This window comes from Rhizobium sp. KDH_Rht_773_N, assembly GCF_052946295.1.
Genome location: NZ_CM129525.1, coordinates 4,241,594 through 4,266,748 on the forward strand (window position 1 = coordinate 4,241,594; position 25,155 = coordinate 4,266,748).

Below are 25,155 nucleotides of genomic sequence, written 5' to 3' on the forward strand. Positions count from 1 at the left end.
CGGACAGCGCCATGGACAAGATCGTGCCGGCAACCGCCTATGATGTCGAAGCCATCCGCAGGGATTTCCCGATCCTTGCGGAGAAGGTGCATGGCAAGCCGCTGGTCTATCTGGACAACGGCGCTTCGGCCCAGAAGCCGCAGGCGGTGATCGACGCGATCGCCCATGCCTACAGTCACGAATATGCCAATGTGCATCGCGGCCTGCACTACCTTTCCAATGCGGCGACGGAAGCCTATGAAGCGGCGCGCGAAAAGGTTCGCCGGTTCCTGAATGCGCCTTCGGTAAACGACATCGTCTTCACCAAGAACTCGACGGAGGCGATCAATACGGTCGCCTACGGCTGGGGCATGCCCAAGATCGGCGAGGGCGACGAGATCGTGCTGACGATCATGGAGCACCATTCCAATATCGTGCCCTGGCATTTCATCCGCGAGAGGCAGGGCGCCAAGCTCGTCTGGGTGCCTGTCGACGACGAGGGCGCCTTCCATATCGAGGAATTCGAGAAGAGCCTGACCGACAGGACCAAGCTCGTCGCCATCACCCATATGTCGAACGCGCTCGGCACGATCGTGCCGGTCAAGGAAGTCTGCCGCATTGCCCATGAGCGCGGCATTCCGGTGCTGATCGACGGCTCGCAGGGTGCGGTGCACCTGCCGGTCGACGTGCAGGATATCGATTGCGACTGGTATGTCATGACCGGCCACAAGCTCTACGGCCCGTCGGGCATCGGCGTGCTCTACGGCAAGAAGGACCGGCTGAAGGAGATGCGGCCGTTCCAGGGCGGCGGCGAGATGATCTTCGAGGTGAGCGAGGACATCGTCACCTACAACGATCCGCCGCACCGTTTCGAAGCCGGCACGCCGCCGATCGTGCAGGCGATCGGGCTCGGTTATGCGCTCGACTATATGGACAGGATCGGCCGCGAGAATATCGCAGCCCATGAAGCGGATCTGACGGCCTATGCGGAAGAGCGGCTGAAGTCCGTCAATTCGCTGCGCGTCTTCGGCAATGCGCCGGGCAAGGGCGCCATCTTCTCCTTCGAACTGGCGGGCATCCATGCCCATGACGTCTCGATGGTGATCGACCGCCGCGGTGTCGCCGTCCGCGCCGGCACGCATTGCGCCATGCCGCTCTTGAAACGCTTCGGCGTGACCTCCACATGCCGTGCATCCTTCGGCATGTACAATACCCGTGCGGAAGTGGATGCGCTGGCCGAGGCGCTCGACCATGCGCGCAAGTTCTTTGCTTGAGGAAGAAGCCATGAGCCTGGATGAAGAGAAGATCGACGTGCGCGAGGGCATCGTGCATTCCAGCATTCCCGAAGAGGAGCTGGCGCGGCTCAGCGATGACGTGATCGGCGCCCTCAAGACCGTCTACGACCCGGAGATTCCGGCCGACATTTTCGAGCTCGGCCTCGTCTACAAGATCGACATCGAAGACGACCGCATGGTCAAGATCGTCATGACGCTGACGGCACCGGGTTGCCCGGTCGCGGGCGAAATGCCGGGCTGGGTGGAAAATGCCGTCGGCGCCGTCGAAGGCGTTTCGGGCGTCGAGGTGGAAATGACCTTCGATCCGCCGTGGACGCCGGACCGGATGTCCGAAGAGGCGCAGGTCGCCGTCGGCTGGTATTGATCCGTTTACGGACGGAGACTACATTCTGTCATGAAGCGCCGGATCTTGACCCCGGTCGTGGAAGGAGTTCTGGCCCATGGGCTTTGCAGTGATGAGCATGACGGCAGCCGCCGCAGAGCGCGTGAAGGCGATCGTCGAAAATGGCGGGCCGGATGCCAAGGGCATTCGCGTCGGCATCAAGAAGGGCGGCTGTGCCGGGATGGAATATACCATCGACCTGGTGACGGAGCCCAATGCCAAGGACGATCTGATCGAGCGCGATGGCGCCAGGGTCTGGATCGAGCCTTCGGCCGTTCTCTATCTGCTCGGCACCGAACTCGGCTTTGAAACCACGACCCTGCGTTCCGGCTTCACCTTCACCAACCCGAACCAGACGTCGGCCTGCGGCTGCGGCGAATCGGTCGAGCTGAAGCCCGCCGATCTTGCAGCACTTGCCGCGCGCGGCGATGCCGTGGTTGCGGCCCAGCATTGACGATTTTCATTGAATTTGCCTGATGGCCGCCATAATTGGCGGCCTTTTGATTTTGACGAGCCTGTCCGACAGCAGACAAGCGACCAAGAAGAAGAAAAGCGGACAATGCTCTTCCTGTTCCTGAAAGGCGCCCTGTTGGGTGTCATCATCACCGCGCCGCTCGGGCCGATCGGAACGCTCTGCATCAACAGAAGCATCGAGAAGGGGTTCTGGTACGGTTTTTCCGGCGGGCTCGGAACCGCGCTGGGGGATGCGAGCTATGCGGTGGTCGCGGTGGCGGGGCTTGCCGTCTTCTCCGAAACGATGTCAATGGCCACAATTCCCCTGGCGCTCGGCGGCGGGCTGATGCTGCTGTGGCTCGGATGGCGGGGACTGAAGAACAGGGGGAGAATCAAGGCGGCGAAGATCGATGCGGCCGACTTCCTGCATACGACCCTTTCGACCTTTCTGCTGACGATCTCCAATCCGGCGACGATCCTTTCTTTCGGGGCGCTGTTTGCCGGGCTTGGCCTGACGGAGGAAACGCGCCGATTCAGCTCGACCGTCATCGTGTCGGGCGTTTTCCTGGGATCGCTCGCCTGGTGGTTTTGCCTGAGCGGTGCCGTCAGCCTTGCCAGAGACAGGCTCTCCAGCGATTTCACGGCCAAGGTCGGCCGCGCGACGAGCTACATGCTGATCGCCTTCGGCGCCATCGCGCTGGGATCGGTGGCTTATTCGGTCGTGTGACGCGTCAGCTGCATCAATCGCGCTTGATGCTCATCAGCACGTCCCAGAGATCGGCGCCGGTTTCGAAGACGACGGCATTGGCCTTGTAGCTCTGTTCGGTCTCGATGAGGTCGGTCAGCTCGGTGGCAAAATCCACGCCCTGGTCCGTCGCGGTCACGCTTGCCTGGACGCCCGCGGGTTCAACGGACTGGAAGCTGGTGTTCAGCCGGCCATAATCCGGCGTGCTCGCATTGGCGACATTGTTGGCGATCGCGCCGGCGCGCGTCGATTGCGCCAGCATTCCCGAAAGCGCCGTATGCGTGATAGCAGAAATGCCCATCGACCGTTTTCCTGTTTGCGGACACAAGTGTTTTACCGGCAAGGGCTTAGGGAATGCTGAACGGTTTCGGTTAGCGAAAGGCGAGGGGATTTGCGCCTGATGTGCCGGAACGGCACGGGGCCTCAGCGGTTTACGCCCATTCCCGCAATCAGGATGTCGATCAGCTGCCGTGCCGCAACCCGCCAGGCGGGGCCGCAGCTGATGCTCGCGCCGCCGGCCAGCGCCCGCAGAAGGTCGAGCGGATCCATCGTCAGGCGGATCTCGCCGGCTGCCGTGGCGCGGTCGATCAGCAGGTTGACGGCATCTGTGATCGGCACGACGGAATCGGCATAGAGTTCGGACGTGCCGCCGACCAGCGAATCCAGCAGTTCGGACATGCCGTGTTTCGTCACGACATAATCGACGAACTGCACCAGCCACAGGCGAAGCGCTTCGACGGGGGGGTGCAGTTCGGACAAGCTTTTGGCGGCAGCGGCAAGCTGCGCCGTCTCGTTGCGATAGACGGCGGCAACCAGCGCGTCGCGCGTCGGAAAGTGGCGGTAGAGCGTGCCGATGCCGACGCCTGCGGCGCGGGCAATTTCCTCAAGGCTGGCACCGGAACCCTTGTCGGCAAACACGGTCTTTGCCGCTTCCAGCAGCAGAAGACGATTGCGTTCGGCATCCGCACGCGGCTTTCGCGCGGTGGGTCCGTCATTTTTTCCGGCCATTTTCGAGAAGTCCCCTTGATAAGCGGAGGCACCCTCCGTATTTATCTGGAGGCATCCTCCTTTTATTCCATCAGAGGCCGGCGGGCAATGGCCCACCAGCCCGGAGCGGTGCGTCCATGATCATAGGAGATAATCATGAGTGGACCTTTTGGCGCGACATCGACCACCGACGAGGTACTCGCCGGCATCGACCTCAAAGGCAAGCGCGTTCTGGTGACGGGTGTCTCGGCCGGCCTCGGCGTCGAGACCGCGCGCGTGCTTGCAGCCCACGGAGCGCAGGTCGTGGGTGCGGCCCGCGACCTCGCGAAGGCGAGAGCGGCAACGGAGGTCGTGCGCGCCGACGCGGCCAATGGCGGCAGCCTGGAGCTTGTCGAGCTCGATCTTGCTTCTCTGGCGAGCGTGCGGGCCTGCGCCGATGCGCTTGTGGCCGACGGCCGCCCCTTCGATGTCGTCATTGCCAATGCCGGCGTGATGGCCGCCCCCTTCGGCCGCACCGCCGACGGTTTCGAAACGCAGTTCGGCACCAACCATCTCGGCCATTTCGTGCTGGTCAACCGCGTCGCGCCGCTCATCAGATCGGGCGGCCGCATTGTGATCGTCGCATCCTCGGGCCACCGCATGGCGCCCTTCAGCCTCGACGACCTGAATTTCGAGAACAGGACCTACGAACCCTGGGCGGCCTATGCCCAGTCGAAGACCGCAAACATTCTTTTCGCAGTGGAACTCGACCGGCGCCTTGGCGCGCGCGGCATTCGTGCAACGGCGCTGCATCCCGGCGGCATCCACACCGAACTCGGCCGTCATCTCGACCCCGGCATGATCGAAGGCATGCTGGCGCAGATCAACGCGGCCCTTGCCGCCGAGGGCAAACCGCCCTTCGCATGGAAGACGATCCCGCAGGGGGCGGCTACCTCCGTCTGGGCAGGTTTCGTTGCCAAGCCGGACGTGGTCGGCGGCAAATATTGCGAGAATTGCCACGTCTCCGAAGTGACGGATGCGGAGATCAGCCCCGTTTCCGAAGGCGTCCGCTCCTACGCGCTCGATCCCGAGACGGCGAGGGCCTTGTGGGCCAGGAGCGAGGAGATGGTCGGCGAGCGATTCTGAGCCGCAGACGGGTGCGCTTCGATGCCAGAGAGCAGGGGACCGGGAAACTGGTGCCCCTGCCGAGGAATCGAACCTGGATCGGCTGCAAACTGGACAGCTGCTCTTGCGTTGAGCTACGAGGGGCGTGGCCCCTCCATGCCAGAAATGACGCCTGCAGGCGAGCGGAGGCTGGAGAGACGGTTAGCGGGTAAGGTTAACCCGCCGCAGGGGGCATATGCAGGAGAAGGGCGCCCGGTACAGGGGCAGGCAACCCTTCTCCCGGCTGGTCTTGCAGCGTCCAGCACGAACCTCTACGCAGAGAACCGAAAACGGTTCACTCGCGCCGATCAAAGTCCAGAAAAAGTCCGCCGGCTTGCTCTCGTCTTCAGGCATGGACGGCCGCGCATCGTCCGTTTCCGCCGCGTGCCGCCGCTCAGGCCTTGATATCCAGTCCTGCTTCGATTGCAGCGGCGATGAATGCCTTGCGCGCGTCCTCGCCGGTGCGCTTGCCCTTGATGACATCGGCGCAGACCAGCAGCGCCTGGTCGAGTGCCGCACCGTCCTCCGTCGGCCAGTCCTCGATCATCGCCCAGGAGGCGGCCTGGGTCGTATCGATGCTCATATATTTGCCGGGCTCTTCGAGGGCGATGAGCACAGGCTTCGACCAGGGCGCCTGCATTCTGGCTTCGCTTTGATCCTGGGGCATGGGTGTCACCTTCCTTCGTGCATTCTATCGAAACTAGGAAAGCCCCTCCCGTGATGGAAGGGGCCTTTGTTTGCCAAGCCCTTTGCGTTGGTTCAGGGCGTTCGTCGCTGCAATCGGCTTACCGGGGCGATTGCCCGGGCTCCGCCCGATCGCTCCTCGCTATTCGGCAGCCTCGGCGTAAGCCTCGACCGGCGGGCAGGTGCAGATCAGGTTGCGGTCGCCATAGACGTTGTCGACGCGGTTGACCGGCGACCAGTACTTGTCCACGCGGAAGGCGCCGGGCGGGAAGCAGGCCTGTTCGCGCGAATAGGGGCGATCCCATTCGCCGACGAGGTCTTCCACCGTATGCGGGGCATTCTTCAGCGGGTTGTTCAGCTTGTCCGAACGGCCTTCCTCGATGTCGCGGGCTTCCTGACGGATCGCCAGCATCGCTTCGCAGAAACGGTCGAGTTCGGCCTTGGTCTCGGACTCGGTCGGCTCGATCATCAGCGTGCCGGCAACCGGCCAGCTCATGGTCGGCGCGTGGAAGCCGCAGTCGATCAGGCGCTTGGCGACATCATCGACGGTGACGCCGGCGCTATCGACCAGCGGGCGCGTGTCGATGATGCATTCATGCGCCACACGGCCGGCGGCCGACTTGTAGAGCACGTCGTAGGCGCCCTTCAGGCGAGCGGCGATATAGTTGGCGTTGAGGATCGCAACCTTGGTTGCCTGCGTCAGGCCTTCGCCGCCCATCATCAGGCAGTAGCTCCAGGAGATCGGCAGGATGGATGCCGAACCGAAGGCCGCTGCCGAAACCGCGCCCGAACGGCCGTCGGTTTCCGGATGGCCGGGCAGGTAGGGGGCCAGATGCGACTTGACGCCGATCGGACCCATGCCGGGGCCGCCGCCGCCATGCGGGATGCAGAAGGTCTTGTGCAGGTTGAGGTGCGACACGTCCGAACCGATATCGCCGGGGCGGGCGAGGCCGACCATGGCGTTCATGTTGGCGCCGTCGAGATAGACCTGGCCGCCGTGCTTGTGCACGAGATCGCAGATTTCCTTGACGGTTTCCTCGAAGACGCCGTGCGTGGACGGATAGGTGATCATGCAGCAGGACAGGTTTGCCGCATGCTCTTCCGCCTTGGCGCGGAAATCGTCCATGTCGATGTCGCCGTTTTCCTTCGCCTTGACCGGAACCACCTTCATGCCGACCATCTGGGCCGAGGCCGGGTTGGTGCCGTGCGCGGAAGTCGGAATGAGGCAGACGTCGCGATGACCCTGGCCGTTGGCAATATGATAATTGCGGATGGTCAGAAGGCCGGCATATTCGCCCTGCGCGCCGGAATTCGGCTGCATGGAGAAGGCGTCGTAGCCGGTGACGGCGCAGAGCTTTTCCGTCAGGTCATCGATCATTTCGCGATAGCCGAGCGCCTGGTCGGCCGGCACGAAAGGATGAATGTCGGAAAATTCCGGCCAGGTGATCGGCAGCATTTCGGCCGTGGCGTTCAGCTTCATCGTGCAGGAGCCGAGCGGGATCATGGCGCGGTCGAGCGCCAGATCGCGGTCGGAGAGCCGGCGGATGTAGCGGGTCATCTCGCTTTCGGCGCGGTTCATGTGGAAGATCGGATGCGTCAGGTATTCGCTGGTGCGCAGGAGATCCTTGGGCAGGCGATAGGAGGGCTCGAAATCGGCGATCTGGAAATTGCCGCCGAAGGCGCGCCAGACGGCTTCCAGCGTTGCCGGGCGGGTGCGCTCGTCGAGCGACATGCCGATCTTCGTCTGGCCGACCTTGCGCAGGTTGACGCCTTCGGCGACGGCTGCGCGCAGGATGAGGCCCTGCATGTGGCCGACATCGACGGTGATCGTGTCGAAGAAGGTTTCCGGCTCGACCGTGTAGCCGAGCTTTTCCAGGCCCTTGGCCATCAGCACGGCCTTCTGGTGGACCTGCTGGGCGATCGCCTTGATGCCCTTGGGGCCGTGGAAGACGGCGTACATGGAGGCCATGACGGCGAGCAGGACCTGCGCGGTGCAGATGTTCGACGTCGCCTTTTCGCGGCGGATATGCTGCTCGCGCGTCTGCAGCGACAGGCGATAGGCGCGGTTGCCGCGCGCATCGACGGACACGCCGACGAGACGGCCGGGCATGGAGCGCTTGATGGCATCCTTGACCGCCATATAGGCGGCATGCGGGCCGCCGTAGCCGACGGGGACGCCAAAACGCTGCGAGGAACCGATGGCGATATCCGCACCCATTTCACCCGGCGACTTCAGAAGCGTCAGCGACAGGATATCGGCGGCGACGACGGCGATCGCGCCCGTCTGGTGCAGGCGGGAGATCAGGCCGGTGAAATCGCGCACATGGCCGTGCGTGCCCGGATACTGGAAGATCGCGCCGAAGACATCGACCGGATCGAGATCGGTGAAGGGGTTGCCGACGACAACAGACCAGCCGAGCGGTTCGGCGCGGGTCTTGATCAGCTCGATCGTCTGCGGATGGCAATCGGCATCGACGAAGAAGGCCTTGGCCTTCGACTTGGAAACGCGCTCGGCCATGGCCATGCCTTCGGCAGCGGCCGTTGCTTCGTCGAGCAGCGAGGCATTGGCGACGTCGAGGCCGGTCAGGTCGCAGATCATCGTCTGGTAGTTCAGCAGCGCTTCGAGGCGCCCTTGAGAGATTTCCGGCTGGTAGGGCGTGTAGGCCGTGTACCAGGCCGGGTTTTCCAGGATGTTGCGCTGGATGACCGGCGGCGTGATCGTGCCGTAATAGCCCTGGCCGATCAGCGAGGTCAGAACCTTGTTCTTGTTGGCGGTTTCGCGCAGCTTGTCGAGCGCCTCGCGCTCCGTCATCGGCGCGCCCCAGGCGAGCGGCGCCTTCTGGCGGATGGCCGGCGGCACGGTCGCGTCGATCAGCGCATCGAGGCTCTTGTAGCCGATGACACCAAGCATATCCGACATTTCAGACGGCGAGGGGCCGATATGACGACGGTTTGCGAAGTCATAGGGCTGATAGTCGGTAAACTGGAATTCGGTAGGCGTCGTCATTACGCGGTCAGCTCCTTGTAGGCCGCCTCGTCGAGCAGGCCGTCGACATCGCCGAGGTTCTTGAGCTTGAGCTTGAAGAACCAGCCGGCCCCTTGCGGGTCGGAATTGACGAGCGAGGGATCGGCGACGATGGCCGGATTGACTTCGACGATCTCGCCATCGAGCGGGCAGTAGACTTCCGAGGCGGCCTTGACGGATTCGACGGTCGCCGCATCGTCATTCTTGGAGAAGGTGGCGCCGACTTCCGGCAGTTCCACAAAAACGAGGTCGCCGAGCTGCTCGACAGCATAGGTGGTGATGCCGACGGTCGCGACATCGCCTTCGAGCTTCAGCCATTCATGTTCCTGGGTAAATTTCAGCATGGAAAAATCCTCTCGCAATAGGGGTCAGCGTTTGTAGGTCGGCGTGATGAAGGGAAGGGTGGCCACGGTGACGGGCAGGAACTTGCCGCGGACTTCGGCATAGATCTGCGTGCCCGGGGCGGCATAGGCAACCGGCACATAGCCCATGGCGACGGGACCTTCGACCGAAGGGCCGAAACCGCCCGAAGTGACTTCGCCGATCTCGGTCTTGCCCTCGGCATCGGCATAGAGCCTGGAATGGCCGCGCACCGGCGCCTTGCCTTCCGGCTTCAGGCCGACGCGCTTGCGGGAAACGCCCTTGTCCAGTTCGCCGAGGATGCGCTCGGCACCCGGGAAGCCGCCGGCGCGGGCGCCGCCGGTGCGGCGGGCCTTCTGCATGCCCCATTCGATGGCGGCTTCGACAGGCGAAGTCGTCGTGTCGATATCGTTGCCATAGAGGCAGAGGCCGGCTTCGAGGCGCAGCGAATCGCGGGCGCCGAGGCCGATCGGCTCGACATCGGGGTGCTCAAGCAACCGGTTGGTGACATCGACGGCCTTGTCGGCGGGAATGGAGATTTCGAAACCGTCCTCGCCGGAATAGCCCGAGCGCGAGACGAGACAGGAAACGTCGTGCAGGCGGCAGTGGCGCACGTCCATGAATTTCATGGCGGCGACATCGGCCCAGAGTTCGGCGAGCGCTTCGACGGCGCGCGGGCCTTGCAGGGCGATCAGGGCGCGGTCGAGAACGGTGATCTCGCATGTATCGGAAATATGCTTCTGCAGGTGCGCGACATCCTCATCCTTGCAGGCGGCGTTGACGACGACGAAAAGATGGTTGTCGAGATGGGTAATCATTAGGTCGTCGAGGATGCCGCCATTTTCATCGGTGAAGAAACCGTAGCGCTGGCGTCCTTCGGCGAGGCCGAGAATATCGACGGGTACGAGGCTTTCGAGGGCGAGTGCCGCATCCTCATACTTGCCGGACTTCGCCTTGATGATGAGCTGGCCCATATGGGAGACATCGAAGAGGCCGGCGGCAGCGCGGGTCTGCAGGTGTTCCTTCAGGACGCCGGCCGGATATTGCACCGGCATGTCATAGCCTGCGAAGGGCACCATGCGGGCGCCGAGCGACAGATGCAGCGCGTGTAGCGGGGTTTTCTTGAGGGCAGCAGTATCGTCCAAAAGACGCCTCCGGGGTTTGCGCCGGAAATTCCGGGCGCGGGCTCAAAACTGAAGGCGCGGCTGCGCCTTGTCTCCTTGAGCCCCCTCTGTCCCTGTGCCTGAGATTGTTATCCCTTCGGCGGACGTTTCGAGAACGCCTCTCTCCAGAGTTCCGTCTGCCCCTTGTGGTCCTTTTGCCTGAGAGTTTCCGGGGCGGTTGCTCCTTCGGCACCGGCATCGCAGCCGGCTTCTCCCAACAAGGTTGCGGCAATTATCCGGGGGTGGCAGGCCTTGGCAAGCAAAATGTCGGTGTCGCACAAATTTTTGTCGCGGCCCCGGAAGAGCGGCTGGCGGACGCGGCAATTGGGCCTTTGCCTTCGCGGGCGAAATTGGCTATCGCGGGTCAGGGACGCGCCATTCGGCATGTCCTTCGCCAACCGCCTTTGCTCCAACGCAAACCTGCCGCGGCAGAATGTTGTAATCTCATCGGGAAAGGCTTCACGAGCAAGGAGATATTGAATGAAGATCAGGACGTTCGGTTTTGCCGCCCTTCTGTGTTCCGCCGCGTTTGCCGGATCGGCGATCGCCCAGGACCATCAGACCATGCAGGGCATGAAGATGGGCTCCATGACCATACCGGCCGGCGGCGAGGTGGTCGGGGTCGGCGATCTCGAAATCTCCGGCGGCTTTGCCAAGGCGATGCTGCCCGGCCAACCCGTCGGCGGCGGCTTCCTGACGGTGAAGAACAAGGGCTCGAGCGACGACCGCCTGGTGTCGGTCACGTCGCCCAATGCCGACGAGGTGCAGCTTCACGAGATGGCCATGACGGACAATGTCATGAAGATGCGCGAACTGAAGGACGGTATTGCGGTTCCCGCCGGCCAGACCGTAACACTTGCGCCCGGCGGCCTGCACCTGATGTTCCAGAAGGTGAAGACGCCCTTCAAGCAGGGCGACAAGGTGCCGGTCACGCTGAGCTTCGAAAAGGCCGGCAAGGTCGATCTGGTGCTGAACGTGCTGTCGGCGCAGGGAAAATAGGTCCTGACGAACAAAAGCCCGCGATCGCGTCGCGGGCTCCGCTCCTCCCGGCGATCCCTAGATCTCAGACATCCTCGTAGGACTGCAGCGCCTGCTGCAACCCGGCCTGTGGCTGACGGAAACCCTTGGTCATCAGATCGAGCGCGACTTCGGTGTTCTGGATGACGTTGGTGGTTTCTTCCGGGTTGCCGCTGCTCTGGTTGAGCTGGCGTTCGGCAATCTTGCGCGCCTCGCGTGCGGCCGTGCCCGTTGCCACGCGCTGCGGGATGCGCAGGGTTTCGAAGGCAAGGGCGGCTGTGCTCGCCGATATGGTAACAAGCTGTGTCATGCGCCTGTCATACCCGCGGGATCTTCGCGTTCGGCTTAACAAAATCACTCGCATTTTACCGGTTGGTAAGAATTCCACAGATTGGATTGGAAAAAGGGCAGAATCGCAATAGACCGGAGCCATGTTCCAAGCTCTGCTCGTCGCGGTCGGCGGCGCAATCGGTTCGCTTCTGAGATATTATGTCGGCCTGGGCTCCGTGCGGCTCATGGGGCCGAGTTTCCCGTGGGGAACGCTCACCGTCAACGTCGTCGGCTGTTTCGTCATCGGCGTATTTGCCGAGATGATTGCGCGCCGCTTCGACGCGTCGACGGAACTGCGGCTCCTGCTGATCACCGGCTTTCTCGGCGGCTTCACCACGTTTTCCGCCTTCTCGCTGGATGCGATCACGCTGTTCGAGCGCGGCGAGATCCTTGCCGGCGGCATCTATATCGCAGCGAGCGTCGGGCTCTCGATGCTGGCCGTCATCGCAGGCCTCGGGCTGATGCGCGCTCTGATCTAATTTCGATTCCGATTTCCGTTTTCTGAAAAATGCTCTAAAGGCAGCGGCAAGAGAGGCGCCGCCTTTGATCGCGCCGCATATTTTCCGAAAGAACTCCATGGCAGGCATAGAACACATCAAGGTGGAGCCCGACGAAGCGGGCATGCGGCTCGACCGCTGGTTCAAGATCCACTATCCGGGCCTCGGCTTCGGCCAGCTGCAGAAGCTTCTCCGCTCCGGCCAGGTCCGTGTGGACGGCGGGCGGGTGAAGACCGACGCGCGCGTGCAGCCCGGCCAGATGGTGCGCGTGCCGCCCCTCGAGGTCGACGCCAAGGTCAAGTCCGGCCCGATCGCCGGCAAGGACCTGAAACATTCCGGCGATGCCGAGCTTCTGGCGCGCATGGTGCTGCACGAGGACGACAAGGTGATCGTGCTCAACAAGCCGGCCGGCCTTGCCGTGCAGGGCGGCTCGGGTGTCGCGCGCCATATCGACAAGATGCTGGAAGCATGGACGAACCAGAAGGGCGAAAAGCCCCGCCTCGTCCACCGCCTCGACCGCGACACCTCCGGCGTGCTCGTCATTGCGCGCACGCGCGGTGCGGCGCAGAAGCTGACCGCCGCCTTCCGCGAGCGCGATACCAAGAAGACCTACTGGTCGCTGGTCAAGGGCGTGCCGCGCAAGCGCGAGGACAAGATCTCGACCTGGCTCGTCAAGGAGCCGACGATCGACGGCGACCGGATGCGCATTGCCAAACACGGCGAGGAGGGGGCCGATCATGCCGTATCCTATTACCGCATCATCGAGACGGCGGCCCAGCGCCTCGCCTGGCTGGAGATGGAACCCTATACGGGGCGCACGCACCAGCTTCGTGTCCATGCGCTGCATATCGGCCATCCGATCATCGGCGATCCCAAATATTTCGACGAGGACCCGAACTGGGATTTTCCCGGCGGAATCCAGAAGCGGCTGCATCTGCACGCCCGCCATATCGATATTCCGCACCCTTCGGGAGGGCGCCTGCGGGTGACCGCGCCTCTGCCGCCGCATATGGTGCAGAGCTGGAACCTGCTCGGTTTCGACGAGAACTCAGCCCCGATCCTGGATGACGAAGAATGAAGCTCGCGCTTTTTGATTGTGACGGCACGCTGGTCGACAGTGCCGGGCTGATCCACGAAACCATGCGCCGCACGTTCGAAAAATTCGGCAAGCCGGAGCCACGTTTCGAGGACACCAAGGCGATCATCGGCCTGTCGCTCGATATCGCCATCGCCCGCATGCAGGGCCGGCCGCATGTCGAGCAGCAGGACATCGACATGACGGCGCATTACAAATCGCTGTTTTCGGTCGTGCGCCAGGATCTCGACTACCGGGAGCCGCTCTTTCCCGGCATCCGCGAGATGATCGATGCCGCCAGCCGGCGCGAGGACCTGCTGATCGGCGCGGTGACCGGCAAATCCCGGCGCGGGCTCAAGCTGGTCATGGATACGCACGGCTTCGACTTCATCGTGGCGCGCACCGCCGACGACTGCCCTTCCAAGCCGCATCCGGCCATGGTGAGCGAATGCTGTGACGAAACCGGCATGAATGCCGCCGACACCATTGTCATCGGCGATGCCATTTACGATATGCAGATGGCAAAGGCTGCCGGCGCCAAGGCGATCGGCGTTGCCTGGGGCTATGCCAGCGTGGATGAACTGATCGCCAACGGCGCCGATGCGATCGCCTATCATCCTGACGAGATCCTGCGCCATTTTTCCTGAGGTGAGCCCATGCGCGACCTGCTGAACGACCTTTCCGAAGGCCTGAGCCATCCCGATCCGATCCGCCGCGCGCAGATCCAGATGAAGAAGCCGCTGCCGAAGCGCTTCTATCAGACCGTGTCGGTCGAGCCGGTCGAGGAGGGCTTTGCCATTATGCTTGACGGCAAGGCCGTGCGCACGCCGGCCCGGCAGGTTCTGGCGCTGCCGAACGAGGCGCTGGCGAAGCTTGTGGCCGCCGAATGGGAGGCGCAGGTCGAAGTGATCGACCCGTCGCTGATGCCGGTGACGCGCCTCGTCAACACGGCGATCGACGGCGTCGCCACCGACACGCAGGCCGTGTTCGAAGATATCCTGCGCTTTTCGTCGAGCGATCTGCTCTGCTACCGCGCCGACGGCCCGGAAAAGCTGGTCGAACGGCAGACGGAGCGCTGGGACCCGGTGCTCGACTGGGCTGCCGCCGATCTCGGCGCGCGCTTCATTCTCGTCGAAGGCGTGATGCATCACGAACAGCCGCGCGAGGCGATCGCGGCCTTCGGCTCGGCGCTGCGCCGGCATGACGGCGCGCTCGCGCTTGCCGCTCTCCACACGGTGACGACACTCACCGGTTCGGCACTGCTGGCGCTCGCCATTGCCGAGGGCCGGATTACGCCGGAAGAGGGCTGGGCGCTTGCCCATCTCGACGAGGACTGGACCATCGAACATTGGGGAAGCGACGAGGAAGCCGAACAGCGCCGCGCCAAGCGCCATGAGGACTTTAAGGCCGCGACCGATGTTTTTTTCACGCTAAGGGCCTGAATCATATTGCCTTGACCGGCTTCATGACGAAATCTGCGACTCCGGACGGGGATTTGCAGGAATTTGGAATGACGCGGTTGAGGTCGAGGTTCTGCCTGATGGCGCTTGTGTGCGTGGCGCTGACGGCCTGTGTAAGCCTCATGCCGAAGAAGCAGGAAAAACCTATCTATGACGTGCGCAGCGCGGTCGTGCTGTCCAGCACCACCATGTCGGCGGAGCTGCTCTCCGGCATCAGCGACCGCGTCAACGCCGCCATACGCGCGACGGTCCGCACCACCGAATTGCCGCGCGTCGTCCTGACGATCCGCATCGTTTCAGTCCAGAAGGGGCTCGGCTTCCAGAAGGACCGCAACGTCGCCAAGGTCAGCATCGATGCCGCTTCCGTGGAGGATGGATCGGTCATTGCCGTGACCTCCTTTGAAGTCACCAGCCTCACCGCCGATCCTTATCTGGCTGACGATATCCTTGCAGAAGATATAGCAGCGCGCGTACGCTCCGCCTTCGCACTCAGCGGGCGTTAGTTCCTGAGCAATACCGGACGCAAGACCGCTGCACGCATTTGCCGGGATTGCTCCAGCCATGAAGCCGCCGACAGCGGCGAGGGGAGATCATGAAGGATATTCTGGAAGAGCTCGAACGCCGCCGTGGTATTGCCCGTCTCGGCGGCGGGCAGGCGCGCATCGACGCGCAGCATCAGCGCGGCAAGCTGACGGCGCGCGAACGCATCGATCTTTTCCTCGACGAAGGTTCCTTCGAGGAGTTCGACATGTTCGTCGAGCACCGCTCCACCGATTTCGGCATGGACAAGAGCCGCATTGCCGGCGACGGCGTGGTGACGGGCTGGGGCACGGTCAACGGCCGCACGGTCTTCGTCTTCGCCAAGGATTTCACCGTTTTCGGCGGCTCGCTTTCGGAGGCCCATGCCGAGAAGATCATCAAGGTGCAGGATATGGCGCTGAAGAACCGCGCGCCGATCATCGGCATCTACGATGCGGGCGGCGCGCGCATCCAGGAAGGGGTGGCCGCACTCGGCGGTTATGCCGAGGTCTTCCAGCGCAATGTGCTGGCATCCGGCGTCATTCCGCAAATTTCCGTCATCATGGGACCCTGCGCCGGCGGCGACGTCTATTCGCCTGCCATGACCGACTTCATCTTCATGGTGCGCGACACGTCCTACATGTTCGTCACCGGCCCCGATGTGGTCAAGACCGTCACCAACGAGACCGTGACCTCGGAGGAACTCGGCGGCGCAACGGTGCATACGACGCGCTCCTCGATTGCCGACGGCGCCTATGACAACGATGTCGATACGCTCAGCCAAGTGCGCCGGCTCATCGATTTCCTGCCGCAGTCGAACACTTCGCCGGTGCCGGAGATCGAATGTTACCAGTCGGTGACAGATGCCGACAGTTCGCTGGACACGCTGATCCCGGCCAATGCCAACAAGCCCTACGACATCAAGGAACTGATCCAGAAGGTGGCGGACGAGGGGGATTTCTTTGAGATCCAGGCAAGCTTTGCCAAGAACATCGTCTGCGGTTTCGGGCGCATCGAGGGATCGACGGTGGGCTTCGTCGCCAACCAGCCGATGGTGCTGGCCGGCGTGCTCGACAGCGACGCGTCGCGGAAAGCGGCGCGTTTCGTGCGCTTCTGCGACTGCTTCAACATTCCGATCGTCACGTTCGTCGATGTGCCGGGCTTCCTGCCGGGCACGGCGCAGGAATATGGCGGGCTCATCAAGCATGGCGCCAAGCTGCTGTTTGCCTATGCCGAGGCGACGGTGCCGAAGCTGACGGTGATTACCCGCAAGGCCTTCGGCGGCGCATATGACGTGATGGCCTCGAAACACCTGCGCGGCGACCTCAACTATGCCTGGCCGACGGCGCAGATCGCGGTCATGGGCGCCAAGGGCGCCGTCGAGATCATCTTCCGCAAGGACATCGCCGATCCCGAAAAGATCGCCGCCCATACGAAAATGTACGAGGATCGTTTCCTGTCGCCCTTCGTGGCGGCCGAACGCGGTTATGTCGACGAGGTGATCATGCCGCATTCGACGCGGCGGCGGCTGGCGCGGGGTCTCAAGATGCTGAGGAACAAGGATCTCAGCAATCCCTGGAAGAAGCATGACAATATTCCGCTATGATCGAATAAGGGAGCCTCTTCAGGTGTTTACCCACTGTCGAAGTTGTGAACGCCTGTCAGCAAACCGTGTCTTCAATCCCTGTTAGAGACGCGGTAACGCTCGGCAGCACACCATTAAGGAGAGTCTTTATGTCAACTTTCGAGCGTCTGTCTGCCTACCGCCCCTATGGTCTGGCCGCTCTCAGAATCATGACCGCGCTTCTGTTCATCGAGCACGGCATGATGAAGCTTTTCGGCTTTCCGGCTGCCCAGGGCGACGGTCCGCTGTCCACGCTGTTCCTCATTGCCGGATTGCTGGAGCTTGTCGGCGGCATCCTGATATTGATCGGTTTCGCCACGCGGCCGGTCGCCTTCCTGCTGTCGGGCGAAATGGCGATCGCCTATTTCATGGCGCATATGCCGCACAGCTTCTTCCCAGCCCTCAACCAGGGCGATGCGGCAATCCTGTTCTGCTTCGTCTTCCTCTACCTGTTCTTTGCCGGCGCCGGTGCGTGGTCGGTCGATAACAGAAACGCGGCAGCCTGACAGATGAGGCTGCGGGCGGTTGAGCGCCCGCAGCCTGCTTTCCATTTCCAATATTTCCTTATCAGGCCGTCAATTTGAGGCCGGCAATGCCGGCGCCGATCAGCGCGATGCAGATCAGGCGGGAAGCCTGCGCCGCATCGCCCAGAAGCCAGATGCCGAGCAGGACGGTGCCGACGGTGCCGATACCGGTCCAGATCGCGTAGGCCGTGCCGATCGGCAGGGTTTTGACGGCAAGTCCGAGCAATATGACGCTCACCACCATGGATATGACCGTGAGGATCGTCGGGACGGGACGGGTGAAGCCATCGGTATATTTCAGACCGATCGCCCAACCGCATTCAAAAAGGCCAGCGAGAAAAAGCAGAAACCAGGCCATCATACTCTCCTTGTCAAGAGCGAGGCCGTCCCCGCGACTTTTGCGACCGGGGCAGGCCCGGCGCCGCAGTCGTCTGCGTCGCATGTGATATGGACGAGGGAACGGCTCACTTCAAGCTAGGAATTGGCATAGCTGCCATGCCACCCGATTTCCGCCTGGTCGCATACGGGGCTCAGGTATTCTTCGCCCGGCGGCAAAGACGATCGAAGGTTTCGAGGAATCGGGAACGATCCTTGGGGCCGAAGGCCGCATTGTAGCCCTTGCTCTCGCCGGTTTCGCGCAGGTGCGCGCCGAGATCGCGCATGGCGCTTGCCATGCCGATATTGGTTTCGTCGAAGACGCGGCCTGTCGGGCCGGTGACGAAGGAACCCTTGGCAACGCAGCGGACCGCCAGCGGCACATCAGCGGTGACGACGACATCACCTCGGCCGGCATTGTCGGCGATCCAGTTGTCGGCGGCATCGAAAGCGTTGGAGACGATGACGTTGCGGACCATCGGGTCGCGGGACGGGCGCAGGCCGGAATTGGCGACGAAAGTCACTTCCAAACCGAGGCGTTCGGCCACTTTCAGGATTTCGGGTTTGACCGGGCAGGCATCGGCATCGACATAGATCATGGCGAGACCTCACGCCGGCCGAGTGGCCAGCTGACGGACCATATCGATATGGGGAATGCCGTCTTCCAGATATTCCTCGGAAGTCTTGACGAAACCGAAGGATTCGTAGAAGCGGCGCAGATGTGCCTGCGCGGACAAGGCAACGGGATTTTCCGGAAAGAGCTTTTCGCAGGCGGCGACCGATTCTTTCATCAATGCATCGCCGAGCCGCTTGCCGCGATGAGCCGGCGAGACGACGACACGGCCGATCTTTGCCGGATGCTGTTCGCCGTACGGCTTCAGAATCCGCGTCGAGCCCAGCAGTTCGCCGCCGTCCATGAGCCGCAGGTGCAGGGCGTCGATATCCTTGCCGTCCAGTTCCGGATAGGGGCAGTTCTGCTCAACGACGAAGACATCGACGCGCATTCTCAGGAGATCGTAGAGCTCCCGCGCGGAAAGCTCGTCAAGCCCCTTGAGATCGACCGTATAGCTAAGTGGAACCATCAATACAAAACCGCGCTACGGATATTTTTGCCGGAATACATAAGCTCGAAGCCTTGGTTGTTTCTTGGAACGGGTGGCTGGCAGTGCTCGACAAGACAAGTCAGTGGATGCCGCCGTTCGGTAAAGGAGAACCTTCCTCCATATGCTCGTCACCGCGCAGATATTGATGAAAATTTAGGCCGTAAGCAAATGGCTGGTCTCTTGGGGGCTCCTGCGGATCGGTCGAGTACAGATAGATGCGGCCAGTGGCGTTGAACCCGACGTGCCGTCCTATCTTGACGGCCATATCCGTAGCTTCGTCTCCATCCGCGGCCCAGGCGTGCATCGAAAAGAAGGCCGCCGCGCCTTCCGTGGTCTCAAAATCCGGATTGGCCTCGGCGATCTCCCCGTCGGCAATCACCGTGAAGTGACGGAAAGCCGTTTTCAGCTTTCCGTACCTCAGTTTCAACTTCCAGTTTTTCAGCAGATTCATGAGCGATCAGTAGAGCACGACGCTGCGGATGCTCTTGCCGGAATGCATGAGCTCGAAGCCTTCATTGATCTTTTCGAGCGGCATGGTGTGGGTGATCATCGGATCGATCTGGATCTTGCCCTCCATGTACCAGTCGACGATCTTCGGCACGTCGGTGCGGCCGCGCGCACCGCCGAAGGCCGTGCCCATCCAGGTGCGGCCGGTGACGAGCTGGAAGGGACGGGTGGAGATTTCCTGGCCGGCGCCGGCAACGCCGATGATGACCGACTTGCCCCAGCCGCGGTGGCTGGCTTCCAGCGCCTGGCGCATGACCTTGGTATTGCCGGTGCAGTCGAAGGTGTAATCGGCGCCGCCGATCTGGTCGGCACCGCGCTTGGTCATGTTGACGAGATAGGGAACGATATCGGCGCCCACTTCGGATGGGTTGACGAAATGCGTCATGCCGAAGCGTTCGCCCCAGGCCTTCTTGTCGTTGTTGAGATCGACGCCGATGATCATGTCGGCGCCGGCAAGCTTCAGGCCCTGGATGACGTTGAGGCCGATGCCGCCGAGGCCGAAGACGATGGCCGTGGCGCCCATCTCCACCTTGGCGGTGTTGATGACGGCGCCGATGCCGGTCGTCACCCCGCAGCCGATATAGCAGATCTTGTCGAAGGGCGCGTCCGGATTGACCTTGGCGACGGCGATCTCGGGAAGAACCGTGTAATTGGCGAAGGTCGAGCAGCCCATATAGTGGTGGATCTTGTCCTTGCCGATCGAGAAGCGCGAGGTCCCGTCCGGCATCAGGCCCTGGCCCTGGGTCGCGCGGATCGCGGTGCAGAGATTGGTCTTGCGCGACAGGCAGGAGGGGCATTCGCGGCATTCCGGCGTGTAGAGCGGAATGACGTGATCGCCCTTCTTCACCGAGGTGACGCCGGGGCCGACATCGACGACGATGCCCGCGCCCTCATGGCCGAGAATGGCCGGGAAGAGGCCTTCCGGATCGGCGCCGGAAAGGGTGAAATCGTCGGTGTGGCAGATGCCCGTCGCCTTGACCTCGACCAGCACTTCGCCGGCCTTCGGCCCTTCCAGCTGAACGGTCATGACCTCAAGCGGTTTTCCTGCCTGAACGGCAACGGCGGCGCGAACATCCATGGTCGATCTCCTCGTGATTTGCGTGGTGGATTCTTGCACGCCGCAAGAGGATGGCTCAAGCGGAAAAAGCCGTGCGCGTTTCCTCAAAAATCGGCTTCGCCTCGAGCATTTCCTGAAGATCGGCTTCGCCGCGGATATTTCCTGAAAATCGGCTTCGCCGCGGGTATTTCCTGAAAATCGGCTTCGCCTCAGGCGAATTCCATGATGACGGCATCGACCGCCAGGCTTTCGCCGGGCGCGGCCTTGATCTTGCCGACGACGAGATCGCGCTCGGCACGCAGCACGTTTTCCATCTTCATGGCTTCGACGACGGCCAGCGTTTCGCCTGCCTTGATCTCCTGGCCCTCGGAGACGGCAATGGAGACGACGAGGCCCGGCATGGGGCAGAGCAGCAGCTTGGACGTATCGGGCGGCAGCTTGACGGGCATCAGGCGGTCAAGCTCGGCATGGCGGGGCGTAAAGACCCGCGCCTTGACCGATAGGCCCTGCCAGTCGATGCGCAGGCCATTCAGGATCGGGCGGATCTGCGCCGTCACCGGTCGGCTGGCGATCCTGCCGTGCCAGACCGGATCGCCCGGTCTCCAATCGGTAACAACGGTTTCGGTACGGCCGCCGACTTCCATTTCCATCTCGAAAGGAATGGTCACGAGGCCATCGACCAGTTTCACCGGCACGTAATTGCCGCCGAGCTTGACGACCCATTCCTCCCGCAGCGGGCCGCTTGCCTGGCGCAGGCGATCGGCAAAACCCTCGCGGCGGGCAGAATCGATCAGGCTGACGGAGAGCGCGATGGCCGCAAGCGCCGCTTCTTCCGAAGCGTCGGGCGCCATCGGCGCGAATCCATCGGGATATTCCTCCGCTATGAAGCCGGTGGAGAGGCGCCCTTCGCGCCAGCGCGGATGTTTCATCAGCGCTGCGAGGAAGGGAACGTTGTGCTCGATGCCGTCGACCACGAAAGCGTCGAGCGCCTGGCCCATGGCTTCGACCGCCTGCAGGCGGCTCGGCGCCCAGGTGCAGAGCTTGGCGATCATCGGGTCGTAATACATGGAGATTTCGGCACCCTCGAAGACGCCGGTATCGTTGCGGATGACCACATCGCCGGTGCGGCCTTCGGCCGGCGGGCGGTAGCGTGTCAGCCGGCCGATCGAGGGCAGGAAGTTGCGGTAGGGATCTTCCGCATAGAGGCGGCTTTCGATCGCCCAGCCGTTCAGCCTTACATCCTTCTGCGCGAAAGCCAGCTTTTCGCCGGTGGCGACGCGGATCATCTGCTCGACGAGATCGATGCCGGTCACGAGTTCCGTCACCGGATGCTCGACCTGAAGGCGGGTGTTCATTTCGAGGAAATAGAAATTGCGGTCGCGGTCGACGATGAATTCCACCGTGCCGGCGCTCTGGTAGTCGACGGCCCTGGCGAGCGCCACCGACTGCGCGCCCATGGCGGCGCGGGTCTTCTCGTCGAGGAAGGGCGAGGGCGCTTCCTCGGCGACCTTCTGGTTGCGGCGCTGGATGGAGCATTCGCGCTCGCCGAGATAGACGACATTGCCGTGCGCATCGGCCAGAACCTGGATTTCGATATGGCGCGGATCGACCACGTATTTTTCGATGAAGACGCGGTCGTCGCCGAAGGAGCTTTTGGCCTCCGAGCGGGCACGGTCGAAACCGTCGCGCACTTCCGCTTGCGTCCAGGCAATGCGCATGCCCTTGCCGCCGCCGCCGGCCGACGCCTTGATCATCACGGGATAGCCGATCTCGGCAGCGATCCTTTCGGCATGGGCGGCGTCCTCGATCACGCCGAGATAGCCGGGAACGGTCGAAACCTTGGCGGCATTGGCGAATTTCTTCGATTCGATCTTGTCGCCCATCGCCATGATGGCTTTCGGCTTGGGACCGATGAAGACGATGCCTTCCTTTTCCAGCGCTTCGCAGAAGGAGGCGCGTTCGGACAGGAAACCGTATCCGGGGTGGACGGCTTCGGCACCGGTCGCCTTGCAGGCGGCGATGATCCTGTCGGCCAGGAGGTAACTTTCGGCGGCAGGCGCCGGACCGATATGAACGGCCTCGTCGGCCATCTCGACATGCAGGGCATCCCGATCCGCATCCGAATAGACCGCAACGGTGGCAATGCCCATGCGGCGCGCGGTCTTGATCACGCGGCAGGCGATCTCGCCGCGGTTGGCGATCAGGATTTTCTTGAACATCGAGACTCCACCCAGGAAATGCGTTCCGGAGTTTTACGCATAAAAAGCCGGAACGCACAATTGGGCTGAAGAACCAGAGGCAGTCTGAAGATTCGGCAGGTCAGGCAACTGCGGCGGCGACGACAGGCTCTTCATCGATGATCCGCAGCCAGCGGCTTCGCCTCGGCTGGGTATAATCCCTGAGTTCCACCGCGGCCATGATCTCGCCCCAGCGCTGATGGTTGGCGCCGGGCTGGGCCACCGCGTCGATGCGCTGCAGGACGCCGTATTCGACCGGCGAGACGCCGATGACGCCGCCTTCGCTGACACTGCGCAGAATCCGCATGACGTAATCCACGTCCTGGCGCGTGATGCTCTTGCGGTCGGCGGCGCGGGTCAGCCTGTAGCCGCCGATATCTTCGGCGAGCGCCAGGCGCAGCTGGTCGAGCGCAAGCGCGCGCAGCTCATCGGGCACATGGGCGGAAAGTTCCATGACGTGCAGGATGAGCTCGAGCTCGAGCGCGGAATTCACCACGCCATCGGTCGTGAACATGCGCATGATCCATGCGACGTTGATCTCGTCCAGCGAGCCCTGCGGATAGGTGTAGTCGACGATGAAGCCTGCCAGCTGCTCGATGAAGAACGTATTCCACTCGGAGCATTTTTCGGGGCAGGAATTATTGAGCGCCAGCATCACCACGACATGATCGGATGTCCGGATTCCCTCCGGAAAGGTGTGTTTGCGCAGAAGTATGATGTCTTCGGCCGTCAGCCGATGCTTCCCGGCGATGACACATGCCGGAAAAGCGAGACGAAACTCACTCATGTTTTATCTCCAGACTTCATCATGAAGCCGGAAATGGTTCTATCGGTCCGGAATTGAAGATCCCTCAAGAAGGAAAGTTAACCGCCGATTTGGCGTTTCATGCGGATTTTAATGATCGCGCCTGCAAACGCTCGCGCCAGATGATGAAAAGGCCCGATGCAACGATGATGGCGATGCCGATCCATTTGGAAACATTCGGAAAATCGCCGAAGAGGGCATAACCGAGCACGGTTGCCGAAATGATCTCGAAATACTGGAAGGGTGCCAGGAGCGAGAGCGGCGCAAGACGGAAAGCCTTAACGACCAGCATGTGCGCATAGCCCGATATCGTGCCGAGGATCAGCAGGAGCACGAGGCCGAGCCAGGAGGCGGGCAGGGAGGGCGTGAAGTCGGCATTGCCGAGGCCGTTTCCGACAAACATTGCGCCCGCCATGAAGATCGTGCCGCCAATGCCGGCCATGGTCTGCATCGTCAGCGGCGAATCGGCCTCGCCGATGGCGCGGTTGAGGAAGAGATAGAGCGAGAAGAGGAAGGCGCAGAAGACCGGCAGCAGAGCCTTCAGGCCGAAGATCTCGTAACTCGGCTGGATGACGATCATGGCGCCGCCAAAACCGACGACGATCGCCAGCCAGCGCCGCCAGCCGACCTTGTCGCCCAGGAAGAGCGCCGAGAGCGCCGTCAGCATGAAGGGCTCGACGAAATAGATGGCGAAGACATCGGCAAGCGGCATGTATTTGACGGCGACGAAGAAGAGCAGGCTGGCTGCGCCATGCAGCGCGCCGCGCAACAGGTTCATCCACGGGCGCCTGGCAGACAGCGCCTGCTTGCCGAACATTGCAAGGAGGATCGGCAGGGTGCAGACGAGCTGGAAGAAGAAGCGGTAGAACGTGACCTGTCCCGGCGACATGGCCTCGAAGGTCGCCATATATTTGGCGATCGCGTCCATCGTCGGCAGGATGGCCATGGCGCCGGCCATGATGGCCATGCCCTGGAGCGGATTCTGTGCGGAAGGAGATTCGGACATGGCGGCTGCTTCTTGCGGGTGGTGTCATCAACCACAGGAAGGCAGTCCGATCAAGGCCGGCAATCAGGGACAGTGCAGCATATCCTTGACGGTCTCGCCGAAGACCTCTTCGAAGGCGGCGCGCAGGCGGATATCGGCATCGGCCATCGTCACGAGCAGGCCGAGATCGACAAGGCTGGTGACGCCATAGGCCGAGATGCCGCAGGGCACGATGCCGTTGAAATGATCGAGATCGGGATCGACGTTCAGCGACAGGCCGTGAAACGTGACCCATTTGCGCAGGCGTATGCCGAGGGCGGCAATCTTGTCTTCCGCCATGGTGCCGTCCGGCAGAAGCGGCCGCTCGGGCCGGCGGACCCAGACGCCGACACGATCCTCGCGGCGTTCGCCGCGCACGTTCATCGAACCGAGCGCGCGGATGATGACCTCTTCGAGCGCGGCCACGAAGGCGCGCACATCCTGCCGGCGCCGCTTCAGATCGAGCATGACATAGGCCACACGCTGGCCGGGGCCGTGATAGGTATATTCGCCGCCGCGGCCGGTGGCGAAAACAGGAAAACGATCGGGCTGGACGAGATCCTTGGCGTCGGCGCTGGTGCCGGCCGTATAGAGCGGCGGATGTTCCAGCAGCCAGACAAGCTCGTCGCCGCCCTCGGAAATCGCCGCGACTTCGCGCTCCATCGTCTCCACCGCTTCCGCATAGGGAACGAGCCCATCGGAGATACGCCAGCGCACGGGGCGCGAACCGGCTTTCGGGAGCATGGAGAAATCGAGATCGGTGCGTAGCATGGCAGTCCCTGGCG

29 protein-coding genes, 1 tRNA gene, 1 pseudogene and 1 riboswitch are annotated in these 25,155 nt (G+C 62.5%); of the genes and pseudogenes, 14 read left to right on the forward strand and 17 right to left on the reverse strand.

The features are described 5' to 3' along the window. Positions 1-11: 11 nt before the first annotated feature. The 4 genes from ACU8HS_RS21040 (at position 12) to ACU8HS_RS21055 (ending at position 2,836) form a co-directional block, all read left to right on the forward strand. On the forward strand, positions 12-1,253 hold the full coding sequence (locus tag ACU8HS_RS21040) for a cysteine desulfurase (RefSeq protein WP_377309899.1): 1,242 nt from the start codon (positions 12-14) through the stop codon (positions 1,251-1,253). 10 nt (positions 1,254-1,263) lie between these two features. Further along, positions 1,264-1,638: an SUF system Fe-S cluster assembly protein gene (locus ACU8HS_RS21045; protein WP_112567668.1), complete on the forward strand. Its 375-nt coding sequence runs from the start codon at positions 1,264-1,266 to the stop codon at positions 1,636-1,638. Positions 1,639-1,714: 76 nt separating this feature from the next. Further along, complete coding sequence (gene sufA / locus ACU8HS_RS21050; protein ID WP_112567670.1) at positions 1,715-2,110, forward strand: Fe-S cluster assembly scaffold SufA; 396 nt, start codon at positions 1,715-1,717, stop codon at positions 2,108-2,110. 105 nt (positions 2,111-2,215) lie between these two features. Beyond that, positions 2,216-2,836 (forward strand): LysE family transporter, encoded by a 621-nt coding sequence (locus tag ACU8HS_RS21055; protein WP_112757684.1) that lies wholly within the window; start codon positions 2,216-2,218, stop codon positions 2,834-2,836. Positions 2,837-2,849: 13 nt separating this feature from the next. Here ACU8HS_RS21055 and ACU8HS_RS21060 read toward each other — a convergent pair whose 3' ends face one another. Both ACU8HS_RS21060 and ACU8HS_RS21065 read right to left on the reverse strand, forming a co-directional pair. Further along, positions 2,850-3,155, reverse strand: a complete 306-nt coding sequence (locus tag ACU8HS_RS21060) for a flagellar basal body protein (RefSeq protein ID WP_447015140.1) — start codon at positions 3,153-3,155, stop codon at positions 2,850-2,852. Between the two features lie 122 nt (positions 3,156-3,277). Further along, positions 3,278-3,862 (reverse strand): TetR/AcrR family transcriptional regulator, encoded by a 585-nt coding sequence (locus tag ACU8HS_RS21065; protein ID WP_447015141.1) that lies wholly within the window; start codon positions 3,860-3,862, stop codon positions 3,278-3,280. 135 nt (positions 3,863-3,997) lie between these two features. On the opposite strand from ACU8HS_RS21065, the gene ACU8HS_RS21070 reads away from it, so the two are divergent. Beyond that, positions 3,998-4,966 (forward strand): SDR family NAD(P)-dependent oxidoreductase, encoded by a 969-nt coding sequence (locus tag ACU8HS_RS21070; protein ID WP_447015142.1) that lies wholly within the window; start codon positions 3,998-4,000, stop codon positions 4,964-4,966. Between the two features lie 48 nt (positions 4,967-5,014). On the opposite strand, the gene ACU8HS_RS21075 is transcribed toward ACU8HS_RS21070, so the two are convergent. The 5 genes from ACU8HS_RS21075 to gcvT all read right to left on the reverse strand — a co-directional run bounded on the left by ACU8HS_RS21075 (position 5,015) and on the right by gcvT (position 10,198). After that, positions 5,015-5,090 (reverse strand) — tRNA-Thr (locus tag ACU8HS_RS21075). Between the two features lie 288 nt (positions 5,091-5,378). Continuing rightward, positions 5,379-5,624, reverse strand: a complete 246-nt coding sequence (locus tag ACU8HS_RS21080; RefSeq protein ID WP_377310402.1) for a DUF982 domain-containing protein — start codon at positions 5,622-5,624, stop codon at positions 5,379-5,381. Between the two features lie 186 nt (positions 5,625-5,810). Next, positions 5,811-8,675 (reverse strand): aminomethyl-transferring glycine dehydrogenase, encoded by a 2,865-nt coding sequence (gcvP, locus tag ACU8HS_RS21085; protein ID WP_112757693.1) that lies wholly within the window; start codon positions 8,673-8,675, stop codon positions 5,811-5,813. Further along, complete coding sequence (gene gcvH, locus ACU8HS_RS21090) at positions 8,675-9,037, reverse strand: glycine cleavage system protein GcvH (RefSeq protein ID WP_112567686.1); 363 nt, start codon at positions 9,035-9,037, stop codon at positions 8,675-8,677. The genes gcvP and gcvH overlap by 1 nt, the downstream gene beginning before the upstream one ends. A 24-nt stretch (positions 9,038-9,061) precedes the next feature. Beyond that, on the reverse strand, positions 9,062-10,198 hold the full coding sequence (gene gcvT / locus ACU8HS_RS21095) for a glycine cleavage system aminomethyltransferase GcvT (RefSeq protein WP_112705303.1): 1,137 nt from the start codon (positions 10,196-10,198) through the stop codon (positions 9,062-9,064). 155 nt (positions 10,199-10,353) lie between these two features. Beyond that, positions 10,354-10,444, reverse strand: a riboswitch (glycine riboswitch). A gap of 324 nt (positions 10,445-10,768) precedes the next feature. Here gcvT and ACU8HS_RS21100 point away from each other — a divergent pair. Beyond that, positions 10,769-11,215 (forward strand): annotated as a pseudogene (locus ACU8HS_RS21100) (copper chaperone PCu(A)C); the annotation flags it as partial. A 64-nt stretch (positions 11,216-11,279) separates the two neighbouring features. Here the strand turns inward: ACU8HS_RS21100 and ACU8HS_RS21105 are convergent. Then, entirely contained in the window at positions 11,280-11,543 is a 264-nt protein-coding gene (locus tag ACU8HS_RS21105) for a hypothetical protein (protein WP_112567692.1), read from the reverse strand. Positions 11,544-11,664: 121 nt separating this feature from the next. Here ACU8HS_RS21105 and crcB point away from each other — a divergent pair, with 121 nt between their 5' ends. The 7 genes from crcB to ACU8HS_RS21140 all read left to right on the forward strand — a co-directional run bounded on the left by crcB (position 11,665) and on the right by ACU8HS_RS21140 (position 17,244). Further along, positions 11,665-12,042, forward strand: coding sequence for a fluoride efflux transporter CrcB (gene crcB, locus ACU8HS_RS21110; RefSeq protein WP_112567701.1), 378 nt, complete (start codon positions 11,665-11,667; stop codon positions 12,040-12,042). 97 nt (positions 12,043-12,139) lie between these two features. Further along, a complete protein-coding gene (locus ACU8HS_RS21115) occupies positions 12,140-13,138 on the forward strand; it encodes an RluA family pseudouridine synthase (protein ID WP_112568259.1) in 999 nt (332 codons plus the stop codon). After that, entirely contained in the window at positions 13,135-13,782 is a 648-nt protein-coding gene (locus ACU8HS_RS21120; protein WP_112756438.1) for an HAD-IA family hydrolase, read from the forward strand. Before ACU8HS_RS21115 ends, ACU8HS_RS21120 begins: the two co-directional genes overlap by 4 nt. Before the next feature lie 9 nt (positions 13,783-13,791). Further along, positions 13,792-14,577 (forward strand): ATP12 family chaperone protein, encoded by a 786-nt coding sequence (locus ACU8HS_RS21125; RefSeq protein WP_112705306.1) that lies wholly within the window; start codon positions 13,792-13,794, stop codon positions 14,575-14,577. Between the two features lie 68 nt (positions 14,578-14,645). Next, complete coding sequence (locus ACU8HS_RS21130; protein ID WP_112705307.1) at positions 14,646-15,098, forward strand: hypothetical protein; 453 nt, start codon at positions 14,646-14,648, stop codon at positions 15,096-15,098. 89 nt (positions 15,099-15,187) lie between these two features. Beyond that, positions 15,188-16,720 (forward strand): acyl-CoA carboxylase subunit beta, encoded by a 1,533-nt coding sequence (locus ACU8HS_RS21135; RefSeq protein WP_112756443.1) that lies wholly within the window; start codon positions 15,188-15,190, stop codon positions 16,718-16,720. Between the two features lie 128 nt (positions 16,721-16,848). Beyond that, positions 16,849-17,244, forward strand: coding sequence for a DoxX family protein (locus ACU8HS_RS21140; RefSeq protein ID WP_112567712.1), 396 nt, complete (start codon positions 16,849-16,851; stop codon positions 17,242-17,244). Between the two features lie 61 nt (positions 17,245-17,305). On the opposite strand, the gene sugE is transcribed toward ACU8HS_RS21140, so the two are convergent. The 5 genes from sugE to ACU8HS_RS21165 form a co-directional block, all read right to left on the reverse strand. Next, positions 17,306-17,620 carry a quaternary ammonium compound efflux SMR transporter SugE gene (gene sugE, locus ACU8HS_RS21145; RefSeq protein WP_112567714.1) on the reverse strand — a complete coding sequence of 105 codons (315 nt, stop codon included), beginning with the start codon at positions 17,618-17,620 and terminating at the stop codon, positions 17,306-17,308. A gap of 172 nt (positions 17,621-17,792) precedes the next feature. Continuing rightward, positions 17,793-18,236, reverse strand: coding sequence for a YaiI/YqxD family protein (locus ACU8HS_RS21150; RefSeq protein ID WP_112756445.1), 444 nt, complete (start codon positions 18,234-18,236; stop codon positions 17,793-17,795). A 9-nt stretch (positions 18,237-18,245) separates the two neighbouring features. Continuing rightward, entirely contained in the window at positions 18,246-18,719 is a 474-nt protein-coding gene (locus ACU8HS_RS21155; protein ID WP_112756447.1) for a GNAT family N-acetyltransferase, read from the reverse strand. 100 nt (positions 18,720-18,819) lie between these two features. Then, a complete protein-coding gene (locus ACU8HS_RS21160) occupies positions 18,820-19,191 on the reverse strand; it encodes a hypothetical protein (RefSeq protein WP_112756449.1) in 372 nt (123 codons plus the stop codon). A 6-nt stretch (positions 19,192-19,197) separates the two neighbouring features. Further along, a complete protein-coding gene (locus tag ACU8HS_RS21165) occupies positions 19,198-20,325 on the reverse strand; it encodes an S-(hydroxymethyl)glutathione dehydrogenase/class III alcohol dehydrogenase (protein WP_112756451.1) in 1,128 nt (375 codons plus the stop codon). Here ACU8HS_RS21165 and ACU8HS_RS21170 point away from each other — a divergent pair. Next, the gene (locus ACU8HS_RS21170; protein ID WP_162712867.1) at positions 20,324-20,470 is read left to right on the forward strand and encodes a hypothetical protein; all 147 of its coding nucleotides are present in this window, start codon (positions 20,324-20,326) and stop codon (positions 20,468-20,470) included. The genes ACU8HS_RS21165 and ACU8HS_RS21170 overlap by 2 nt on opposite strands. Before the next feature lie 43 nt (positions 20,471-20,513). Here the strand turns inward: ACU8HS_RS21170 and ACU8HS_RS21175 are convergent, their stop codons facing one another. From ACU8HS_RS21175 to lipB, 4 genes are all read right to left on the reverse strand, one after another. Then, positions 20,514-22,523, reverse strand: a complete 2,010-nt coding sequence (locus tag ACU8HS_RS21175) for an acetyl-CoA carboxylase biotin carboxylase subunit (protein WP_447015143.1) — start codon at positions 22,521-22,523, stop codon at positions 20,514-20,516. A gap of 100 nt (positions 22,524-22,623) precedes the next feature. Further along, positions 22,624-23,328 (reverse strand): hypothetical protein, encoded by a 705-nt coding sequence (locus ACU8HS_RS21180; protein WP_112705314.1) that lies wholly within the window; start codon positions 23,326-23,328, stop codon positions 22,624-22,626. A gap of 97 nt (positions 23,329-23,425) precedes the next feature. Beyond that, positions 23,426-24,352, reverse strand: a complete 927-nt coding sequence (locus ACU8HS_RS21185; protein ID WP_447015144.1) for a DMT family transporter — start codon at positions 24,350-24,352, stop codon at positions 23,426-23,428. 63 nt (positions 24,353-24,415) lie between these two features. Next, the gene (lipB, locus tag ACU8HS_RS21190) at positions 24,416-25,141 is read right to left on the reverse strand and encodes a lipoyl(octanoyl) transferase LipB (RefSeq protein ID WP_112567731.1); all 726 of its coding nucleotides are present in this window, start codon (positions 25,139-25,141) and stop codon (positions 24,416-24,418) included. Positions 25,142-25,155: the final 14 nt, after the last annotated feature.

What these genes read in the sequence shown, in the direction of transcription:
- ACU8HS_RS21125 (WP_112705306.1), top strand. Translation starts at nt 13,792, where the DNA reads ATGCGCGACCTGCTGAACGACCTTTCCGAAGGCCTGAGCCATCCCGAT.
- ACU8HS_RS21070 (WP_447015142.1), top strand. Translation starts at nt 3,998, where the DNA reads ATGAGTGGACCTTTTGGCGCGACATCGACCACCGACGAGGTACTCGCC.
- ACU8HS_RS21115 (WP_112568259.1), top strand. Translation starts at nt 12,140, where the DNA reads ATGGCAGGCATAGAACACATCAAGGTGGAGCCCGACGAAGCGGGCATG.
- ACU8HS_RS21080 (WP_377310402.1), bottom strand. Translation starts at nt 5,624, where the DNA reads ATGCAGGCGCCCTGGTCGAAGCCTGTGCTCATCGCCCTCGAAGAGCCC.
- ACU8HS_RS21140 (WP_112567712.1), top strand. Translation starts at nt 16,849, where the DNA reads ATGTCAACTTTCGAGCGTCTGTCTGCCTACCGCCCCTATGGTCTGGCC.
- ACU8HS_RS21135 (WP_112756443.1), top strand. Translation starts at nt 15,188, where the DNA reads ATGAAGGATATTCTGGAAGAGCTCGAACGCCGCCGTGGTATTGCCCGT.
- ACU8HS_RS21165 (WP_112756451.1), bottom strand. Translation starts at nt 20,325, where the DNA reads ATGGATGTTCGCGCCGCCGTTGCCGTTCAGGCAGGAAAACCGCTTGAG.
- ACU8HS_RS21175 (WP_447015143.1), bottom strand. Translation starts at nt 22,523, where the DNA reads ATGTTCAAGAAAATCCTGATCGCCAACCGCGGCGAGATCGCCTGCCGC.
- ACU8HS_RS21045 (WP_112567668.1), top strand. Translation starts at nt 1,264, where the DNA reads ATGAGCCTGGATGAAGAGAAGATCGACGTGCGCGAGGGCATCGTGCAT.
- gcvP (WP_112757693.1), bottom strand. Translation starts at nt 8,675, where the DNA reads ATGACGACGCCTACCGAATTCCAGTTTACCGACTATCAGCCCTATGAC.
- ACU8HS_RS21060 (WP_447015140.1), bottom strand. Translation starts at nt 3,155, where the DNA reads ATGGGCATTTCTGCTATCACGCATACGGCGCTTTCGGGAATGCTGGCG.
- lipB (WP_112567731.1), bottom strand. Translation starts at nt 25,141, where the DNA reads ATGCTACGCACCGATCTCGATTTCTCCATGCTCCCGAAAGCCGGTTCG.
- ACU8HS_RS21155 (WP_112756447.1), bottom strand. Translation starts at nt 18,719, where the DNA reads ATGGTTCCACTTAGCTATACGGTCGATCTCAAGGGGCTTGACGAGCTT.
- ACU8HS_RS21120 (WP_112756438.1), top strand. Translation starts at nt 13,135, where the DNA reads ATGAAGCTCGCGCTTTTTGATTGTGACGGCACGCTGGTCGACAGTGCC.
- ACU8HS_RS21040 (WP_377309899.1), top strand. Translation starts at nt 12, where the DNA reads ATGGACAAGATCGTGCCGGCAACCGCCTATGATGTCGAAGCCATCCGC.
- ACU8HS_RS21130 (WP_112705307.1), top strand. Translation starts at nt 14,646, where the DNA reads ATGACGCGGTTGAGGTCGAGGTTCTGCCTGATGGCGCTTGTGTGCGTG.
- crcB (WP_112567701.1), top strand. Translation starts at nt 11,665, where the DNA reads ATGTTCCAAGCTCTGCTCGTCGCGGTCGGCGGCGCAATCGGTTCGCTT.
- ACU8HS_RS21055 (WP_112757684.1), top strand. Translation starts at nt 2,216, where the DNA reads ATGCTCTTCCTGTTCCTGAAAGGCGCCCTGTTGGGTGTCATCATCACC.
- sugE (WP_112567714.1), bottom strand. Translation starts at nt 17,620, where the DNA reads ATGGCCTGGTTTCTGCTTTTTCTCGCTGGCCTTTTTGAATGCGGTTGG.
- ACU8HS_RS21150 (WP_112756445.1), bottom strand. Translation starts at nt 18,236, where the DNA reads ATGATCTATGTCGATGCCGATGCCTGCCCGGTCAAACCCGAAATCCTG.
- ACU8HS_RS21185 (WP_447015144.1), bottom strand. Translation starts at nt 24,352, where the DNA reads ATGTCCGAATCTCCTTCCGCACAGAATCCGCTCCAGGGCATGGCCATC.
- ACU8HS_RS21180 (WP_112705314.1), bottom strand. Translation starts at nt 23,328, where the DNA reads ATGAGTGAGTTTCGTCTCGCTTTTCCGGCATGTGTCATCGCCGGGAAG.
- ACU8HS_RS21105 (WP_112567692.1), bottom strand. Translation starts at nt 11,543, where the DNA reads ATGACACAGCTTGTTACCATATCGGCGAGCACAGCCGCCCTTGCCTTC.
- gcvH (WP_112567686.1), bottom strand. Translation starts at nt 9,037, where the DNA reads ATGCTGAAATTTACCCAGGAACATGAATGGCTGAAGCTCGAAGGCGAT.
- ACU8HS_RS21170 (WP_162712867.1), top strand. Translation starts at nt 20,324, where the DNA reads ATGGTCGATCTCCTCGTGATTTGCGTGGTGGATTCTTGCACGCCGCAA.
- ACU8HS_RS21160 (WP_112756449.1), bottom strand. Translation starts at nt 19,191, where the DNA reads ATGAATCTGCTGAAAAACTGGAAGTTGAAACTGAGGTACGGAAAGCTG.
- sufA (WP_112567670.1), top strand. Translation starts at nt 1,715, where the DNA reads ATGGGCTTTGCAGTGATGAGCATGACGGCAGCCGCCGCAGAGCGCGTG.
- ACU8HS_RS21065 (WP_447015141.1), bottom strand. Translation starts at nt 3,862, where the DNA reads ATGGCCGGAAAAAATGACGGACCCACCGCGCGAAAGCCGCGTGCGGAT.